Source organism: Fictibacillus phosphorivorans (assembly GCF_023715845.1).
In the GTDB taxonomy this organism is placed as follows: domain Bacteria; phylum Bacillota; class Bacilli; order Bacillales; family Fictibacillaceae; genus Fictibacillus; species Fictibacillus phosphorivorans_D.
This window is the reverse complement of sequence record NZ_JAMBOR010000003.1, coordinates 122,197-139,135: the sequence shown is the minus strand read 5'-3', so window position 1 is coordinate 139,135 and position 16,939 is coordinate 122,197. Positions and strand designations below refer to the sequence as shown.

Below are 16,939 nucleotides of genomic sequence, written 5' to 3'. Positions count from 1 at the left end.
AACTAAAAGTTAATCTGTGGTCATCTTTGAACAGTTGATTGGAGCGCAAGGTGCGAGACTCCTGGGGGATCAGCGGGACAGGTGAGACTCCTAACGGCGCAAAGCGCAGAGGAGGCTCACCGCACGCCCCCCGGAAAGCGAGCATCCTGGAGCGGAAATCAACAACTTCAAGTACATCTAGTAAAAACAAAAAAGCACTTTCATCTCAAACTCAATGAACGAAAGTGCATTCTAGTAGATTACTTTTGAAGTTCTGCGGCAAACTGCTTACCTTTTTCGTAATAGGTATCGATTGTGAGCTGGATTAGTTTTAGATCCTCATCGTTCAGTTCACGGATAACTTTGCCGGGTGAACCCACGACCATGACCCTCGGGGGAATTTTTTTGCCTGGGGGAATTAATGTGTTTGCCCCAATAAAGGCTTGTTCTCCGATTTCGACACCGTCAAGAATGGTGGAACCCATGCCGACGAGCGCACCTTTTTTTATCGTACAGCCATGAAGGATGACGTTATGACCGATCGAAACTTCATCTTCAAGCACAAGCGGGTATCCTTCGTAAAGGTGAAGTGTACAGTTATCTTGAACGTTTGTCTTTTTACCGATTGAGATCGGACCTTCATCACCGCGAAGGACACTATTAAACCAGATACTTGCCCCTTCACCGATCGTTACATCACCAATAACATGAGCACCTGGCGCGATAAAAACGCTTTCATGAATGTGTGGCGTTTTGCCGTTAAATGTGTATTTCATATGAACCTCCCTGAAATATAGGTTGATAGGTTCAGTATAACAAAGGAATAATAGGGAGGTGGAGAATTTGAATCCGGTTTGCGAAAAGTTAAACATCAAGTATCCGATCATACAAGGCGGTATGGGAAATGTTAGCAATGCCGAACTTGCTTCAGCTATCTCAAACGCTGGAGGATTAGGGACGATCGGTGTCGGAACCATGACGCCAGATGAAGTGGAAAAGCTGATTATTGCAACAAAGGGGATGACAGACCGCCCATTTGCTGTTAATGTACCTTTAACTGTAGCTTCTGATGTAAAAGACATTCTTAAGCTGTTGATCAAGCACGAGGTTAAAGTCGTTTCTCTTTCAGCAGGTAATCCGGCTCCTTACATACCGAAGTTGAAGGAACATGGAATAACAGTGATTACGGTGATCGCGTCTGTCTATCATGCGAAAAAAGCCGAAACTGCAGGATCTGATCTGCTCGTTGCAGAAGGCTATGAAGCAGCAGGATTGAACTCGTCGTATGAAACGACCACGATGGTGTTGCTTCCGCAGGTAAGTCGAAGTGTTTCTATTCCGGTTATCGCAGCAGGGGGAATTGCGGATGGAAGCGGACTTGCAGCAGCTTTTGCCCTTGGCGCACAAGGTGTACAGATGGGAACACGGTTTATTGCGACAAAAGAAGCGCCTTTTCATGAGTTCTATAAGTCAGCACTCCTAGATGCTGATGATACAAAAACGATGATCGTCGGCCGTTCGGTCGGAAAGATCAGAAGAATTTACGATACGCCGTATGCACAAAAATTGATTCAACTTGAAAAGAGTGGTGTAACACCAGAAGAATTTTTAAAACATACTACGGAAGATCGTCATATTTTAGGGGCAGTAAAAGGTGATCTTGAGAATGGTTTCATCAACAGCGGGCAGGTTGCGGGTACGATTACAGATATTCCAACCGTAAAAGAACTGCTTAAAACCATGATGAAAGATGCGAAGGAAACAGTTAGTTTGTTAAACAAACGTTTAATATAGGCTAGCTGTATTTGTAACAGAGGGGGAAGTTTTAATAATGAATCAGCAAGATCAATGGACGTCGAAGTTAGCCTTTATTTTAGCCGCAGCAGGATCAGCAATTGGACTTGGAGCCATTTGGAAATTCCCTTATGTCGTTGGCACAAGCGGTGGAGGAGCTTTCTTCCTTATCTTTTTATTGTTTACGTTTTTAGTAGGTTTTCCACTGTTAATGGCTGAGTTTGTAATCGGACGCGGAGCTCAGAAAGAAGCAGTCTCTGCTTACCGAACACTTGCGCCAGGATCCGCATGGCCATGGTTAGGACGCATGGGTGTAGCAACAGCATTTATTCTTTTATCCTTTTACAGTGTAATTGGCGGATGGATCGTACTTTATTTAGGTAAGAGTTTTTCAGGTGATTTTTTCAAACATGATTTTGGGGCAATGTTCGGTGAGTCGATCTCAAGCCCTTGGCCTGTTTTAATCTCACAGTTTATTTTTATGGCCATTACAATCTTTGTAGTCAGCCGTGGAATTAAAAACGGTATCGAAAAAGCGAACCAGATCATGATGCCTGCACTTTTCGTTCTGTTTGTTGTCTTAATTGTTCGTTCTTTGACATTAGACAATGCGATGGAAGGGGTAAAGTTCTTCTTGCTTCCTGACTTTTCAGAGATTGGCGGAGATGATATTCTGTTCGCGCTTGGCCAGTCTTTCTTTTCATTGAGTGTGGGGATCTCCGTTATGGTTACCTACAGCTCTTATTTAGGAAAGAATGAAAGTTTAACAAAATCTGCATCAACAATCGTATGGCTTAACGTTCTAATCTCATTGCTTGCTGGATTGGCGATCTTCCCAGGCGTTTTCTCGCTAGGACTAGAGCCTGCAGAAGGACCGGGATTGTTGTTCGTCGTGCTTCCGGCAGTATTTGATCAAATCGTGTTCGGACAATTTTTCTTTATTATTTTCTTAGCACTTTTCTTGTTCGCAACATTAACATCAGCGTTTTCGATGCTTGAAATCATTGTTGCATCTATTACGAAAGGCACGTTAACGAATCGTGCAAAATGGTCTTGGATCATCGGGTTGCTAATCTTTGCAGCAGGTATTCCTTCAGCTCTTTCAATGGGTGTCCTGTCAGATGTTACACTTTTCGGCAAGACGATCTTTGATCTATTAGATTACTTGGTTAGTAATATCCTGCTTCCGCTTGGTGCTCTATTTATCGCACTATTCGTTGGTTACCGCTATCCAAAGGAGCTATTACTGAAAGAATTCAAAGCAGGGTCTTCTGTTACAGTGAAAGGATTTGCATTGTGGCTTATGCTTGTTCGCTACATTGTACCGATCATTATTTTCATCGTGTTCCTTAACACAATTGGTGTATTTAAAATGATCACAGGATGATCTTAATAGACGCAGACCAGATTTGGTTCTGCGTCTTTTTATGCTTATAATAGAGCAGAGTAAGAAAGTGAAAGGATGACTTCAATATGTTAAAAGATAAAGTTGCTGTTATTACAGGAGCTACACGCGGCTGTGGTAAGGCGATCGCAGAAAAATTAGGAACACTTGGTGCGAAACTAACAGTTGTAGGTTCGTCTGATGGTATTTTCAAGACAGCCGATGAGCTTGAAAATAGCGGTTTCGAAGTTTTAGCAGTAAAAGCTGATGTATCCAATGAAACGGATGTTGCTGATCTTTTTAAACAAACGTTTGATCATTTTGGACAAGTAGATATTCTTGTAAACAATGCAGGTGTTGGTCAGTTTAAATTAGCGGAAGAGCACTCTTTAGCAGACTTTCAAAAGATGTTTGAAGTAAATGTGCAAGGTGTTTTCTTATGCAGTACAGCGGTAGTTCCTCATATGAAAGAGCGTAAAGAAGGAACGATCATCACGATCTCTTCTGATGTTGGAAGAAGAACCATTGCCAACGGTTCTGTATACACAGCTACAAAATATGCAGTTCAAGGATTCTCTGGTTCACTTGCTCAGGAACTTCGTGAATTTGGTGTCCGAGTTGGAACGGTAAATCCAGGTGCGATTGATACGTATTTTGCTGATAGTGAACCGGGTCTTGATTTTAAAGAAGATTGGTTAAAGGTTACAGACATCGCAGAGGCCGTTGCTTATATGGCAAGCGCTCCAAAACACATGGTGGTAGACGAGATTATGCTTCATCCATTGTCACAGGAATATCCGAACGTTTAAAGTAATTTAGCAAAATATAGATAAAGATTGAAGGCAAAAGACCCTGTCATTGAAAAAGTGGCAGGGTTTTTCGCTGATTTTAGGTGAATGGGAAGGATTTTTGCAAGGGAACATTCACGAAATGAAGAAAATCACATAAAAAGTTAAAGAAATCACATAACAAATATGTAAATGACTTTAAGGAAATAACAGCTTTCATTCTCAAAGACGATCTTTTGTTCATAACTCATTGGATGACAAAATAAACACTCTTTCATTATAAAAAACCACCTCCACTATATTTTTTACATATTTTTCACATTTCTTATAAATGGAACAATTCAGGCGATTCATTGACCGCTTATCACACAAAATGATATGATAACGTTATGAAAACGTTATATAAATTAGATGAAAGATATGAGGTGTATACATGAAACCAGGTATGGAGGTTGGTCAAAAAGCCACCATTACAGCTACGGTGACACCCGATATGTTTGCTCAATTTGAAGGGAAACTGGTTCATCCAGCATATTCAACTGTCAGCATGGTCTACCATATGGAGTGGGCAGCCCGACAGATCATATTGCCATATCTTGAAGACCATGAAGAAGGAATAGGCGGGGGCGTAACGGCAAAACATATGGCTCCGACACCAGATGGCGCTGAACTAACAATCACAGCGACATTACGTGAGATAAAAGGAAAAGCAGTGATTTGCGATGTTACCGTCCATAATGGAAAAGCACTAGCGGGTGAAGGGGAAGTCACCCAATATATCCTGCCGAGAGCAGCGATCTCACAAAAAATTGAAGAAATGAAAGTTTAATATTTTTTTAACTCATAATGAAAGCGCTTTCACTTTAAAGCAGCAAAGCGAAAAAGACGCAAAGTGAATGAGAGACATATAGGGGGATTCAGCATGTTTGAAAAAATATCACAGCACGAACAAGTCGTATTTTGTAACGATCCATCCACAGGTCTTAAGGCGATTATCGCCATACATAATACAACCTTGGGACCAGCGCTAGGTGGATGCAGAATGAGACCATATGCATCTGTTGACGAGGCACTTGAGGATGTACTGCGCCTTTCAAAAGGGATGACATACAAATGTGCAGGAGCAGATGTAGATTTTGGCGGAGGGAAGTCCGTTATTATCGGTGATCCCACAACTGACAAAACACCAGAATTGTTCCGTGCGTTCGGCCAGTTCGTTGATTCATTAAATGGACGTTTCTATACAGGAACGGACATGGGAACGACGCCAGACGATTTTGTTCATGCTTTAAAAGAAACGAACTGCATCGTTGGCGTTCCTGAGGAATATGGTGGTAGCGGTGACTCGTCAGTCCCTACCGCACAAGGCGTTATCTATGGACTGCAGGCTACCATTCAGACTTTAGAAGGTACGGATGAATTAGTGGGAAGATCTTATTCCATCCAAGGCCTCGGAAAAGTTGGTTTTAAAGTAGCAGAGCAGCTGCTTGCCGCTGGTGCACAAGTTTATGTGACAGACATCAATGAAAAGGCATTAAAACAGATTCAAGAGAGAGCTGAACTGCTTCCTGGAAATGTAGAAGTGGTTGAAGGCAATGACATATATAGTGTTGATGCTGATATTTTCATTCCTTGTGCTCTTGGTGGAATCATCCATGACGAAACAATCGAACAGCTAAAGGTGAAGGCGATCGTCGGAAGTGCGAACAATCAGCTTTTAGAAGATAAACACGGCTTATATCTGCAGCAAAAGGGGATTTTATACGGTCCTGACTATATTGTAAATGCAGGTGGACTGATTCAGGTTGCTGATGAGCTTTACGGACCAAACAAAGCACGTGTATTGACGAAGACAAGAGCGATCTATGACAGCTTACTTCAGATTTACAGCGAAAGCACAAAGAACAACATTTCGACGATGGAAGCGGCCAACCGTTTTTGTGAGGAAAAATTAGCAGCTCGTTCTAAGCGAAACAGCTTCTTTGCCCATAACAGAAGACCTAAATGGCAGGTTCGAAACTAAGGAGGGATTCATTCATGGAAAAATTATTTCCGAAATTGCAGATCATCAATGAAAACGGGGAATGGAACGATGGAGCATACAAAAGTGAAATAACAGAAGAACTTACAAAAGAATTATATACAAAAATGCTCCGTGCCCGTCTTTTTGACCGAAAAGGTGTTAACCTGCAGCGTCAAGGGCGGATTGGGACATATGTACCTTTTGAAGGACAGGAAGCATCACAGATCGGCAGCGCGATGGCTATGGGAGAAGGTGACTGGATGTTCCCGACTTATCGTGATCATGGGGCGACGATGACATTTGGCCACTCTTTAAAAACACTTTTGCTTTATTGGAAAGGTCGTCAAGAAGGGTGTATCCCACCTGAAGGGAAGAACATATTCCCGCCTGCAGTACCGATCGCCTCACAGCTTTTACATGCGACAGGTGCCGCGTGGGCTGAAAAGCTTAAAGGAACCGACCGTGCTTCCATCGTTTATTTTGGTGATGGTGCCACTTCAGAAGGGGATTTTCATGAAGGTTTGAATTTCGCAAGTGTTTTCAATGCTCCTGTTGTTTTCTTTAACCAGAATAACGGTTTTGCGATTTCGGTTCCGATTGAAAAGCAGATGAAGAGTAAGACTATTGCCCAAAAAGCAGTTGCATATGAGATCGAAGGCGTTCGTCTGGATGGTAACGATGTATTTGCAGTTTATTTCCACACACGTACTGCGGTTGAACGTGCTAGAAAGGGCGAAGGCCCAACATTGATCGAATCGGTTACATGGCGTTATGGAGCACATACGACAGCTGATGATCCATCAAAATACAGAGACCAAAACGAGTCCTCAGCAAGACGTGAAAAGACAGATCCGATTCTTCGCTTAGAACGATTTATGAAAAATGAAAATATGTGGGATGAGAAGTGGGCAGAAGAGCTGCAAGAATCTTTGACAGCTGAGATCGAAGCGGCCGTAAAGGAAATGGAAGAAGCTCCTGCACCACATTATAATGATGTGTTTGACTATGTATTTGCAGAAAATCCTTGGCCGATCGAAAGCCAAAAAGAAGCATATGCACATTCAAGAGGTGATCGATGATGACAACGGCAGTTGATACGAAAAAGTTAACAATGGTTCAAGCCGTGACAGATGGCATGCGTGTCATGATGGCAGAGCATGAAAATGTAATCGTGCTTGGAGAAGACGTTGGACAGAACGGCGGTGTATTCCGGGCCACTGACGGATTGGTTGCAGAGTTTGGCGAGAAAAGAGTAATCGACACACCGCTTGCAGAGTCAGGAATCATCGGTACGTCGATTGGTCTTGCGATGAACGGCTTTAAACCGATCGCTGAGATGCAGTTCCTAGGTTTTATCTATCCTGCCTTCAACCAGATTATGACACACGCTTCTAGGATCCGGGCAAGAACCTTAGGTCATTTTACAGTACCGATGGTGATTCGTGCCCCGTTTGGAGCAGGTGTGCGTGCACCTGAAATTCATTCTGATTCGGTTGAAGCACTTTTTACTGGAATGCCTGGAATGAAGGTAGTTGTTCCCTCAAACCCGTATGATGCTAAGGGCATGCTAATTTCGGCGATCGAAGACCCGGATCCTGTACTGTTCCTTGAGCCGATGCGCTGCTACAGAAGCACGAAGATGAATGTGCCTGAAGGAAAGTATAATGTTCCTCTAGGAAAAGCAGCTCGTCTGCAAGAGGGAAGCGATGTTTCGATCTTTGCATATGGTGCGATGATCGATGTGGTGACAAAAGCAGCTAATGCGGCAGAAGAAAAAGGGATCAAGTGTGACGTAATCGATCTTCGTACGCTTTATCCGCTCGATAAAGACATGATTGCAGAGAGCGTTCAGAAGACTGGCCGTGCAGTGATCGTACACGAAGCACCTGGAACTGGCGGGCTTGGTGAGACGATCATGTCACTGATCAATGATACTTCATTCTTATACATGAAAGCACCAATTGAGCGAGTGACTGGTTTTGATACACCTGTTCCGATGTTCGCTCTTGAAGACCACTACCTGCCGAGTGCAGATCGTGTAGTTCAGGCAATCGAGAAAGTCGCTCAATTTTAGGAGGTGGAACAGATGGTAGAAGTGAAACTGCATGATATCGGAGAAGGCATGCATGAAGGAGAAGTGATCCACTTTTTTGTAAAGACTGGGGATAAGGTTAAAGTCGACCAGCCTCTTGTTGAAGTGCAAACAGACAAAGTGACCGCTGAACTTCCTTCACCTGCAGCCGGTACAATTAAAGATATAAAAGTAAAAGAAGGCGATGTAGTGACTGTCGGCTCAGTTATTTTGACGATTGAGGCGTCATCATCAGCGGCACCTTCTAATCAAAAAACAGAGGAACAGACAAATGTTACAACCCAGCCTGTAGTCGATAAAATTATCCCTTCTAAAAATACCGTTTTTGCAGGGGGCATCTCTACGCTTAACAAGCGTGTTCTCGCTGCACCTTTTACTAGAAAAATCGCCCGTGAAAACGGAGTTGATATTGAACAGATTGTAGGCACCGGACCTGGCGGCCGCGTGACAGATCAGGATGTATATAACTTTATCGAGAATGGTTCTGCCCTTTCAGCTAAAGAGGATAACACGAGTAAAACGGTTGATGTAAGACATTCGAAAGTTCCTTCATTCCATTCAAATGAAGCTGAGGAAATACCGTTTAAAGGACGCAGAAAACAGATTGCAAAAAAGATGGTTCAATCTCTTGCAACCATTCCACATGTGACGCACTTTGAAGAAATTGATGTTACGGCTGTAATGGATCTAAAGAAGCAGCTGAAGGCGATGGACCCAGAGAATAAGCGTGGCATGAACGTTTCTGTCGCTGCCTTTTTCGTAAAAGCGATCCAAATTGCTCTGAAGGATTTCCCAATTTTCAATGCAAAGCTTGATGAAGAAAAAGAAGTGATCCGTCTTGAGAAGAATGTGAATATCGGAATTGCAACAGATTCTGATGAAGGATTGATCGTGCCGGTTATCTCACATGTCGAACAGCGTAACGTAAGGGACATCGCAAGAGATATGAAGGACAAGATCACTAGAGCGAAAACAAACAAGTTAAAGGGATCTGACATGACGGGCGGAACCTTTACGATTTCTAACGTGGGACCACTTGGATCGATCGCTGCAACACCGATTATCAACCATCCGGAAGTCGCTCTTATGGCTTTTCATAAAACGAAGAAAACACCTGTTGTCGTTGGGGATGATATCGTGATTCGTTCGATGATGAACGTATCAATGTCGTTCGACCACCGTGTAGCGGATGGTGCGACAGCGGTCATGTTCACGAACCGTGTGAAAGAACTCATCGAGAACCCTTACTTCATGACACTGGAGCTGATATAGATGGTCGTAGGTGATTTTGCAACAAAACGGCAACTGGTTATTATCGGAGGAGGACCTGGCGGTTATCATGCTGCAATTCGTGCAGCTCAGCTTGGACTCGAAGTAACACTGATCGAAAAGGAAAAGCTTGGCGGAGTTTGTCTCCATAAAGGTTGCATCCCTTCAAAGAGCTTAACGCAAACGGCAGCTAATTTTTCCGGGCTGTCTCATTATAGACAAATGGGCATCTCAATCCCTGAGGCAGCATTTGAATGCGAAACTTTTAAAAGCTACTATTCTTCTGTTGTAAATGGTCTGCAAAAGGGTGTTGAAGCACTTATTAAAGCGAATAAGATCGAATACTTAACAGGTTCTGCTTCTTTCATGTCAAGTGAGAGAATCGGTATAGATTCCGGCCACCATTTTGAGATGTATGAATTTGAACATGCCTTGATCGCGACTGGGAGCAGTCCTTTAATGCCAGGAAAAGCCAAACTCACAAAGCGTATCATGACCCCTCATACTTTATGGGAGCTAAATGAACTGCCTCAGAGTCTGCTCGTTTACGGTGAAGACTATTTTGCCTTGGAGGCCGCGATGTCTTATAGACAGCTAGGTAGTGAAGTAACACTAATTACTCCTGGAGCTGGACTCAACTTAGACAGGGGAATCGAAAAAGAACTGCTGCGAGTTTTAAAGAAAAATAAGATAAAAGTGTTCAGAAACCATCAGTGGGAAAGTGCAGAGGAATCAGATGCGACAGTTTCTGTAACATTTATGAAAGATGCTGAAGAAAAAGTTGCTATAGATGCTTCTCACGTGCTTTATGCAGCTGGTTATTCGCCGAATCTTGATGGAATGGGACTCGAAGCGATCAATGTGGAACGTGATGAGAACGGATTTATCGATGTAAATGAGCATAGCCAGACGAGTGTATCTAACATTTATGCAGCAGGTGATTGCACGATCGGCATGAAGCTCGCTTCAAAAGCGATCAAACAAGGGAAAACAGCTGCTGAACATATGGCAGGCTTACCTTCAGCTTTTAACCTGAGCTTAGTTCCGTACGTCGTCCATACCAATCCGCCGATCGCCACAGTTGGTTTAACAGAAGAACAGGCTAAAAGGGAAGGATATGAAGTGAAATCCGGGCAGTTCTCCATGAATGGGAACGGATTCGCTTCGATTCTAGGTCAAAAAGAAGGTCTCGCGAAGCTGGTCATCGATAGTAAGACAGACGTGATCCTCGGCATTCATATGATGGGTGCAGGAGCTGTTGAAATGATTCAAGCAGGCACTTACGCATTAGAGATGGTCGCCCGTGAGGAAGATCTTGCTTATCCGGTCTATGCTCATCCTGCCTTAAATGAAGCATGGCTTGAGGCGGTTGAAAGTGTAAGCGGAAAAGCGATTCACGTGCCTCCCGCAAAGAAAAAAGAGAAAAGTACAGTATAATAGGAGAAAAGCGGCCGTAAAGGACCGCTTTTTTTCTTGTTAAGGGGTCATTTGAGTTAAGCGTGAATGAGAATGCGAGTGACCGTGCAAAATGAACTGCTAACCGTACAAAAAAAGTCGCAGACTAACAAAAAATGATGTGCTAACTGTACAAAAAGGGCGAGTGACGTTTTAAAAAAGCAAGTACCCGTACAAAAAGTGAAAGCGACCGAATACATTTGTGGCTGCGCCTTCTGCGAAAATTGCTTGTGAATTAACAGATATGTATCAGGTCATTGCCATTTTCCTTTTTTCGAAACATATATTAAAATGGCGATAAGATTAAATCCGTATAAGAAATGAGAACGGATAAACAAAGAAGTGAGGAATGTAGTTTGAAGAAACTAGTTTTAACTGGCGGTGGTTCGGCAGGTCATGTGACCCCGCATTTAGCATTGATACCTAAATTAGAAAAGATGGGATGGGACCTTCATTACATTGGTTCTGTTGATGGAATAGAGAAAAGCTTAATAGAAGAAGGAACGAATGTACCGTATTACGGGATTTCAAGCGGTAAATTAAGACGCTATTTTGATTTGAAAAATATCAAAGATCCCTTCAAGGTAGCGGCTGGTGTTGCACAGGCTTATTTGAAACTCGGAAAAATCAAGCCAGATGCTGTTTTTTCAAAGGGTGGATTTGTGGCAGTCCCTGTTGTTATTGCGGCATGGCTGCGAAAGATTCCTGTCTATATTCATGAATCTGATATTACGCCAGGGCTTGCGAACAAGATCTCGTCCAAATTTGCATCCAAAATTTTTGTGACGTTTGATGAAGCGAAAAAGCATTTTGCTGCAGGGCAAGCCATCGTCACTGGTTCACCAATCCGTGACGAGCTTCTACAAGGGTCAAGAGAGAAGGGGCTCTCTTTCCTAGGGTTCAGAAGCCACTTACCCGTGTTAACGATCATGGGAGGCAGCTTAGGGGCACGCAAGATTAATGAAGCGGTAAGAGAGTCTCTACCTGAACTGGTTCGTTCTTATCAGATTGTTCATATTTGCGGAAAAGGAAATCTAGATGAGAACCTCGAACATACAGAGGGATACCGCCAGTTTGAGTACATTCAAAAAGAATTGCCCGATGTAGTGGCAGCAACAGATTTCGTGATCTCACGTGCTGGATCTAACAGTATCTTTGAATGGCTGACTCTTAAGATCCCGATGCTGTTAATTCCACTAACAAGGGCTGCAAGCCGAGGAGATCAGATTCTGAATGCACAATCCTTCGAAAAACAAGGATTTTGCCACGTGCTTTACGAAGAAGATTTAACAAAAGAAACGCTGCTGAATTCTCTAAAGCAGCTTAAAACGGATAAAGACAACATGCAGCGGAACATGGAAAGCTTTAAAGCTTCTGATAGCGTGGATCTTATTTTACGAACCATCACTGGCGGTAAATAAATTGTTCTAAATAAAGAAGGGGTCTGTCCCGGGACAGACCCCATACAATTTACATATTGAAGATGGAGATGAAGAGAATGATGCCTAGTCCTGCAATTTCTAGCGAGCAAACGGATGGACTTTGGAAGAAAGGGATTCAAGCAGGGCTCCCAATTGCAATCGGCTATATGCCGATTGCCTTTACCTTCGGCTTACTTGCCAAAACTGCTGGTCTCAGCCTTTTTGAAACGGTTGGCATGAGTATCATTGTATTTGCGGGTGCCTCCCAATATATTGCTTTATCCATGGTCGCTGCCGCGACAGGAGCAGCTGAACTTATTTTAACTACGTTTATCATGAACATCCGTCACTTGCTGATGAGTGCATCATTAAAGGAGCGCGCAACTGAAGATCCGAAGTGGATAAAAGCCATATATGCTTTTTTTATTACGGATGGAAACCTTTTCAGTAGCGGCTACATCGCAAGAAAAAAAGATAACAGGAAGTTATTTGCTAGGTCTTGGTCTAACCGCTTACAGCGCTTGGGTCGTTTTTTCAGGTGCGGGGTATTTAATGGGCTCAGGACTTCCAAAATCCCTTCAAGCAAGCATGGGGATTGCTCTATATGCCATGTTTATTGCATTGCTTGTACCCGCAGCTAAGAAAAGCCGTAAAGTCGTTGCCCTTGCAGGTACGGCTGCCGTTTTAAACTCTTTATTTTCATTGATTTCTTTTCTAAGCGGAGGCTGGGGAATTATTCTATCAACATTGATCGCTGCTGTTTCCATTGAATTTCTCGTGAAGGGGGATGAGCGAAATGAATGATTCATTCATATGGGTGATTATCGGGATGGGTCTTGTTACATATGTTCCGCGAATGCTCCCGCTTGTTATGTTGCACACAAATAACTTGCATCCAAGAGTGCAAGGCATCTTAAAAAATGTACCGTTTGCTATCTTAGGAGCGCTCATTTTTCCAGGTGTACTGACAATTCATCCTGATTCAATCTTGTATGGGGTCATAGGAGCAGCAGCAGCCTTTATTGCTGCATGGCTAAATCTCAACGTGATTATCGTTGTATTGGCTTCCATCTTAGTTCTGTACGGTTATACATTTTTGTAGAGAAATGTCATAATTTACTTTTTTAATAATTAACCTTATGAATTGTTTTTTGAAAGAGATGGGCGTATAATCACAAGTAAAGGAGGAGATTAATGTTGCCTCATTTATTTCGATTTATACTTATAGGTCTATTCTCGATCTCAGCCCTTTCAGTATTATCATTCCAAGCCGTTGAAATTTTTCACGCTTTAACGGATATGGTACAATCATTTATCTACAAAGATTAATAGGAAAAGTTTTTAAGGGGAGCTTCCAGAGCTCTTTTTTTTATTTATAAAACATAACGTGATTTGAAACATTTTACTTATGGGTAAACTTACTAATGGATTAAGCATAAAGGATGGGTTTAATGAAATTAATCGCAATAGATATGGATGGAACACTGGTTAACAGACAGTTAAAAGTAACAAAAGAAAACAGTCAGGTCATTTCCCAAGCGGTGAAAGATGGACATCATGTAGTAATCGCAACAGGGCGTTCCTATGATGAAGCAAGACATACATTAGAGGATGCAGAATTGCATCTGCCTCTTATCTGTGTAAATGGAGCAGAAATCAGGTCTGCTGAATGGGAAATTCTTTCTTCGGCACCTCTAGCGTACTCGCAATACGAAGAGATCAAACGTATTTTAGATCAAGAGGATATCTATTACGAACTTTATACTAGCAAGGGAACGTATACGGATAATCGTGAAAAAGCCTATGAAGTTATGAAAGATATTGTGATCACTTCCAATCCAGAAGCAACGGATGATGATATACAAAAGGCAGCTTTGCGCCGTTTTCGTTTAGGACTTGTAAGTGTAGTAGGAGACTTTGAAAAACTACTAGATCAAGAGGGTATAGAAGTCTATAAATTTCTTGCATTTTCAAGTGACACGGCTAAATTGCAGCGAGCGTTCCAGCATCTTCAAGCCCTGGATGAATTAGCAGTCAGTTCATCAGCGGAGAATAACTTAGAGATTACTAACAGTGAAGCACAAAAAGGGGTAGCTCTTAAAAGATTTGCAGAAATAAAAGGAATTCCATTGGAACATACAATGGCAATCGGGGATAATTACAACGATGTTTCGATGCTTGAGGTCGCAGGTTTTCCTGTTGCGATGGGGAACGCAGTTGATGAAGTGAAACAAATATCTGCATTTGTTACAAAAGAGAATGACGAAAGCGGAGTAGCGTTTGCCATTCAAAAATTTTTAGAAACAAAATAAAGTAAAGTTACGAGGCTAGTTCGAACATGTCGATCTAGCTTTTTTATTTCAACAAAAAAGGAGCGGAAGTTGATCCGCTCCATGTTTATTTTCTTAAACTTAATCGAATATTCATGATCTGCCTTAACGCGAAGTAACTTAGAACCCCGCCGATCAATGCAAAAAGATAATAAGTAATTAAAGACGGGTTATCATAAGAATCGAATATCCCTCCGCCGATCATACCAAACGTAAGAGCGAAGCAAAGGATGACACCAAAGCTGAAGAAACCCTTTCCTTTTTCAAAAACAAGCAATCTGCCATTGTTTTCATTCTTCGTACAGCTATAAAACCAGATTCCAAGCGGAAAAGTTACCGCAAAATAAATAAGGGGAGAAAGTAGAACTAAATAACTTGGCACTCTTGTATAACCTAAACCTGATGGATCATTAGAGACATCCGTATAATAGGCGAAGTCGAAAATAGGTAGAGGAAGAGTAACCGATATGACTAAATCTTCGAATGTATGGAATAATCTGTTTTCAAAAACATTCAACATGTTTAAATCCATTCCATGAACGACCAAGAAAGTCGCAATTAGAGAAATGAATCCAAGCGGGAAAAATAAGAAAATACAACTTAAGATAAACTGGGACACCATACTCCCGGCAATCGTTCCAATGAACATGCTGAAAGTGAATATAGCGATAGAAAACGGGATGACCAAAATCATGAATTGCAGTAAAAAGGAGGCATCTGCAACTTCATTGAGAATCGTAAACTTAACAATAAGCATACTTAATAATAAATTCACTAAAAGACCTGTAGTGATATGCACGACTCCAAACATCCACTTTGATAGAAAAATATCCTTTCTTTTAAAAGGCAGTGAAAATGTCAAATCAGTAGAATGTGTAGTCCTTTCTGATCCGATAAGCAAAGTTGCGAATCCTACGAGTATTAGAGTCAAAAACAAGGCAATTTGAGCCCCATGGAAACTAAATGGTAATTGCGATATGTTGACATGGAATTCGTCTATTTGTCTTTGAAAACTCTGTGCCTCTCCATAAAAGAAGAAGGGCAGAAAGAAAAATAGAGAAAGGTAGACGGCCCAGACTGCCGGACCTGCCAGCTTTTGATTCCTCATCCATAATGCTTTATGAAACATGTGTTTCTCCTCCTAGCGATGATATAAATATATCTTCAAGTGTCATCGGAAGTTCTTCTAACAATAAAGGCTGTTCTTGCCGCATCTTTTCCATGGTTGCTTCAATATCGCCTTTGATCATCAGTGTGTAAACTCTTCCCGTTTGTGAAAGAATAGTTACATTATTTAAGTCTGAAATTTTCTCAGGAAGAGAGTATTTGTATACAGCTTGAACCTTCCTGTATGTTGCCTTAGCTTCTTCTATCGAAGTCGTTGATTCAACCTGACCATCTTTCAGCATGATGAGAACATCAGCCATTTTTTCAACTTCTTCAAGGTGATGGGTGGAGATAAGAACACTCATTTGGCGTTCACTTACTTCTTCAATGATAAATTGAAGGATATTTCGTTTTACGATCGGATCCAGTCCATTTGTCGGTTCATCCAAAATAATAAAATCAGCTTTTGTCGAGAAAGATAGGATCATGAGAAATAATGCTTTCATCCCTTTGGAATATGTTCTAAGCTTTCTGTTTTTAGGAAGCTGAAAACGATCCATTAACGAGTAAAAATACATAACGTCAAAATCTTCATAGATCGCATCGTACAGTTTAACGATTTCTTTTACATTATAAGTTTTTAAAATTTCGGTAGAATCCGGGACATACGTCAGCTTTTGTTTAATCTCTGGCCGCTGATGGATATTGATTTCATTAAAGGTCACTTCTCCTTCGTCAGGATCCAGGATTCCAGCAATTGTTCTGAGCAACGTAGATTTACCTACACCGTTTCGGCCTACAATACCTGCGATCATACCAGGTTTTAGTGTGATGTTCACATTCTTTAAAACCTGGCGACCATCTATTGTCTTACTAACATTCATCATTTTAATCATTGTCGTTATTCCCTCCAAGCTCTTCAGTAATCTCTTTTAACCAAAGAGATAATGTTTGTTGATCGATTCCTAAATAGGAAGCGTCAATGACGAGCTGTTTGAACTGCTGCTTCATTTCGGCGATCTTTTGTTCATCGGCTTTAGGCGTTATGGAAGCAGAAACAAAAGTGCCCTTCCCCCGCAAGGTCTCTATAATTCCTTGGCGTTCTAATTCTTGATAAGCTTTGCTTACTGTATTTGGGTTAATCAATAATGTTCCGGATAGTTCTCTTACCGAAGGCAACTTATCTTCGGGCTGCAGGATCTCCTTCAAAATCAGTTCTTTAATTTGATGGACGACTTGCTCCCATATTGGCGTATTGCTTCGGGGATCTAAATTTAATAGCATATTATCCCACCTT

General features: G+C 41.8%; 17 protein-coding genes and 1 pseudogene. 14 read left to right on the top strand and 4 right to left on the bottom strand.

The features are described 5' to 3' along the window. Nucleotides 1–239 precede the first annotated feature (239 nt). Nucleotides 240–755, bottom strand: coding sequence for a gamma carbonic anhydrase family protein (locus M3206_RS03765; protein WP_251311169.1), 516 nt, complete (start codon nucleotides 753–755; stop codon nucleotides 240–242). A gap of 67 nt (nucleotides 756–822) precedes the next feature. Here M3206_RS03765 and M3206_RS03760 point away from each other — a divergent pair, with 67 nt between their 5' ends. From M3206_RS03760 to M3206_RS03700, 14 genes and pseudogenes are all read left to right on the top strand, one after another. After that, entirely contained in the window at nucleotides 823–1,773 is a 951-nt protein-coding gene (locus M3206_RS03760) for an NAD(P)H-dependent flavin oxidoreductase (RefSeq protein WP_251311168.1), read from the top strand. Between the two features lie 37 nt (nucleotides 1,774–1,810). Then, nucleotides 1,811–3,160 (top strand): sodium-dependent transporter, encoded by a 1,350-nt coding sequence (locus M3206_RS03755; RefSeq protein WP_251311167.1) that lies wholly within the window; start codon nucleotides 1,811–1,813, stop codon nucleotides 3,158–3,160. Nucleotides 3,161–3,246: 86 nt separating this feature from the next. Continuing rightward, nucleotides 3,247–3,966 carry an SDR family oxidoreductase gene (locus M3206_RS03750; protein WP_251311166.1) on the top strand — a complete coding sequence of 240 codons (720 nt, stop codon included), beginning with the start codon at nucleotides 3,247–3,249 and terminating at the stop codon, nucleotides 3,964–3,966. 412 nt (nucleotides 3,967–4,378) lie between these two features. After that, on the top strand, nucleotides 4,379–4,774 hold the full coding sequence (locus tag M3206_RS03745; protein ID WP_251311165.1) for a thioesterase family protein: 396 nt from the start codon (nucleotides 4,379–4,381) through the stop codon (nucleotides 4,772–4,774). Between the two features lie 93 nt (nucleotides 4,775–4,867). Continuing rightward, nucleotides 4,868–5,968: a Leu/Phe/Val dehydrogenase gene (locus M3206_RS03740; RefSeq protein ID WP_251311164.1), complete on the top strand. Its 1,101-nt coding sequence runs from the start codon at nucleotides 4,868–4,870 to the stop codon at nucleotides 5,966–5,968. 14 nt (nucleotides 5,969–5,982) lie between these two features. Then, a complete protein-coding gene (gene pdhA / locus M3206_RS03735) occupies nucleotides 5,983–7,047 on the top strand; it encodes a pyruvate dehydrogenase (acetyl-transferring) E1 component subunit alpha (protein WP_251311163.1) in 1,065 nt (354 codons plus the stop codon). Beyond that, nucleotides 7,047–8,042 carry an alpha-ketoacid dehydrogenase subunit beta gene (locus tag M3206_RS03730; RefSeq protein WP_251311307.1) on the top strand — a complete coding sequence of 332 codons (996 nt, stop codon included), beginning with the start codon at nucleotides 7,047–7,049 and terminating at the stop codon, nucleotides 8,040–8,042. The genes pdhA and M3206_RS03730 overlap by 1 nt, the downstream gene beginning before the upstream one ends. 12 nt (nucleotides 8,043–8,054) lie before the next feature. Then, nucleotides 8,055–9,332 carry a dihydrolipoamide acetyltransferase family protein gene (locus M3206_RS03725; RefSeq protein WP_251311162.1) on the top strand — a complete coding sequence of 426 codons (1,278 nt, stop codon included), beginning with the start codon at nucleotides 8,055–8,057 and terminating at the stop codon, nucleotides 9,330–9,332. Next, a complete protein-coding gene (lpdA, locus tag M3206_RS03720) occupies nucleotides 9,333–10,766 on the top strand; it encodes a dihydrolipoyl dehydrogenase (RefSeq protein ID WP_251311161.1) in 1,434 nt (477 codons plus the stop codon). A gap of 374 nt (nucleotides 10,767–11,140) precedes the next feature. Beyond that, a complete protein-coding gene (locus M3206_RS03715; RefSeq protein WP_251311160.1) occupies nucleotides 11,141–12,205 on the top strand; it encodes an undecaprenyldiphospho-muramoylpentapeptide beta-N-acetylglucosaminyltransferase in 1,065 nt (354 codons plus the stop codon). Nucleotides 12,206–12,285: 80 nt separating this feature from the next. Further along, nucleotides 12,286–13,009, top strand: a pseudogene (locus M3206_RS03710) (AzlC family ABC transporter permease). Further along, a complete protein-coding gene (locus M3206_RS03705) occupies nucleotides 13,002–13,307 on the top strand; it encodes an AzlD domain-containing protein (protein ID WP_251311159.1) in 306 nt (101 codons plus the stop codon). Before M3206_RS03710 ends, M3206_RS03705 begins: the two are co-directional and overlap by 8 nt. 92 nt (nucleotides 13,308–13,399) lie before the next feature. Next, on the top strand, nucleotides 13,400–13,534 hold the full coding sequence (locus M3206_RS18975) for a hypothetical protein (protein WP_285876699.1): 135 nt from the start codon (nucleotides 13,400–13,402) through the stop codon (nucleotides 13,532–13,534). 122 nt (nucleotides 13,535–13,656) lie between these two features. Then, the gene (locus M3206_RS03700; protein ID WP_251311158.1) at nucleotides 13,657–14,517 is read left to right on the top strand and encodes a Cof-type HAD-IIB family hydrolase; all 861 of its coding nucleotides are present in this window, start codon (nucleotides 13,657–13,659) and stop codon (nucleotides 14,515–14,517) included. An 85-nt stretch (nucleotides 14,518–14,602) separates the two neighbouring features. Here the strand turns inward: M3206_RS03700 and M3206_RS03695 are convergent, their stop codons facing one another. From M3206_RS03695 to M3206_RS03685, 3 genes are read right to left on the bottom strand one after another with little or no spacing between them, the layout of a single operon-like run. Then, nucleotides 14,603–15,664 carry a hypothetical protein gene (locus tag M3206_RS03695; protein WP_251311157.1) on the bottom strand — a complete coding sequence of 354 codons (1,062 nt, stop codon included), beginning with the start codon at nucleotides 15,662–15,664 and terminating at the stop codon, nucleotides 14,603–14,605. Continuing rightward, on the bottom strand, nucleotides 15,654–16,538 hold the full coding sequence (locus tag M3206_RS03690; RefSeq protein WP_251311156.1) for an ABC transporter ATP-binding protein: 885 nt from the start codon (nucleotides 16,536–16,538) through the stop codon (nucleotides 15,654–15,656). Before M3206_RS03690 ends, M3206_RS03695 begins: the two co-directional genes overlap by 11 nt. Continuing rightward, on the bottom strand, nucleotides 16,531–16,926 hold the full coding sequence (locus M3206_RS03685; RefSeq protein WP_251311155.1) for a GntR family transcriptional regulator: 396 nt from the start codon (nucleotides 16,924–16,926) through the stop codon (nucleotides 16,531–16,533). The genes M3206_RS03690 and M3206_RS03685 overlap by 8 nt, the downstream gene beginning before the upstream one ends. Nucleotides 16,927–16,939 lie beyond the last annotated feature (13 nt).

Excerpts from the sequence above, each read along its gene's own strand:
- M3206_RS03765 (WP_251311169.1), bottom strand. The coding sequence starts at position 755 with ATGAAATACACATTTAACGGCAAAACGCCACACATTCATGAAAGCGTT.
- M3206_RS18975 (WP_285876699.1), top strand. The coding sequence starts at position 13,400 with ATGTTGCCTCATTTATTTCGATTTATACTTATAGGTCTATTCTCGATC.
- M3206_RS03730 (WP_251311307.1), top strand. The coding sequence starts at position 7,047 with ATGACAACGGCAGTTGATACGAAAAAGTTAACAATGGTTCAAGCCGTG.
- M3206_RS03745 (WP_251311165.1), top strand. The coding sequence starts at position 4,379 with ATGAAACCAGGTATGGAGGTTGGTCAAAAAGCCACCATTACAGCTACG.
- M3206_RS03740 (WP_251311164.1), top strand. The coding sequence starts at position 4,868 with ATGTTTGAAAAAATATCACAGCACGAACAAGTCGTATTTTGTAACGAT.
- M3206_RS03750 (WP_251311166.1), top strand. The coding sequence starts at position 3,247 with ATGTTAAAAGATAAAGTTGCTGTTATTACAGGAGCTACACGCGGCTGT.
- M3206_RS03685 (WP_251311155.1), bottom strand. The coding sequence starts at position 16,926 with ATGCTATTAAATTTAGATCCCCGAAGCAATACGCCAATATGGGAGCAA.
- pdhA (WP_251311163.1), top strand. The coding sequence starts at position 5,983 with ATGGAAAAATTATTTCCGAAATTGCAGATCATCAATGAAAACGGGGAA.
- M3206_RS03695 (WP_251311157.1), bottom strand. The coding sequence starts at position 15,664 with ATGTTTCATAAAGCATTATGGATGAGGAATCAAAAGCTGGCAGGTCCG.
- M3206_RS03755 (WP_251311167.1), top strand. The coding sequence starts at position 1,811 with ATGAATCAGCAAGATCAATGGACGTCGAAGTTAGCCTTTATTTTAGCC.
- M3206_RS03705 (WP_251311159.1), top strand. The coding sequence starts at position 13,002 with ATGAATGATTCATTCATATGGGTGATTATCGGGATGGGTCTTGTTACA.
- M3206_RS03725 (WP_251311162.1), top strand. The coding sequence starts at position 8,055 with ATGGTAGAAGTGAAACTGCATGATATCGGAGAAGGCATGCATGAAGGA.
- lpdA (WP_251311161.1), top strand. The coding sequence starts at position 9,333 with ATGGTCGTAGGTGATTTTGCAACAAAACGGCAACTGGTTATTATCGGA.
- M3206_RS03700 (WP_251311158.1), top strand. The coding sequence starts at position 13,657 with ATGAAATTAATCGCAATAGATATGGATGGAACACTGGTTAACAGACAG.
- M3206_RS03690 (WP_251311156.1), bottom strand. The coding sequence starts at position 16,538 with ATGATTAAAATGATGAATGTTAGTAAGACAATAGATGGTCGCCAGGTT.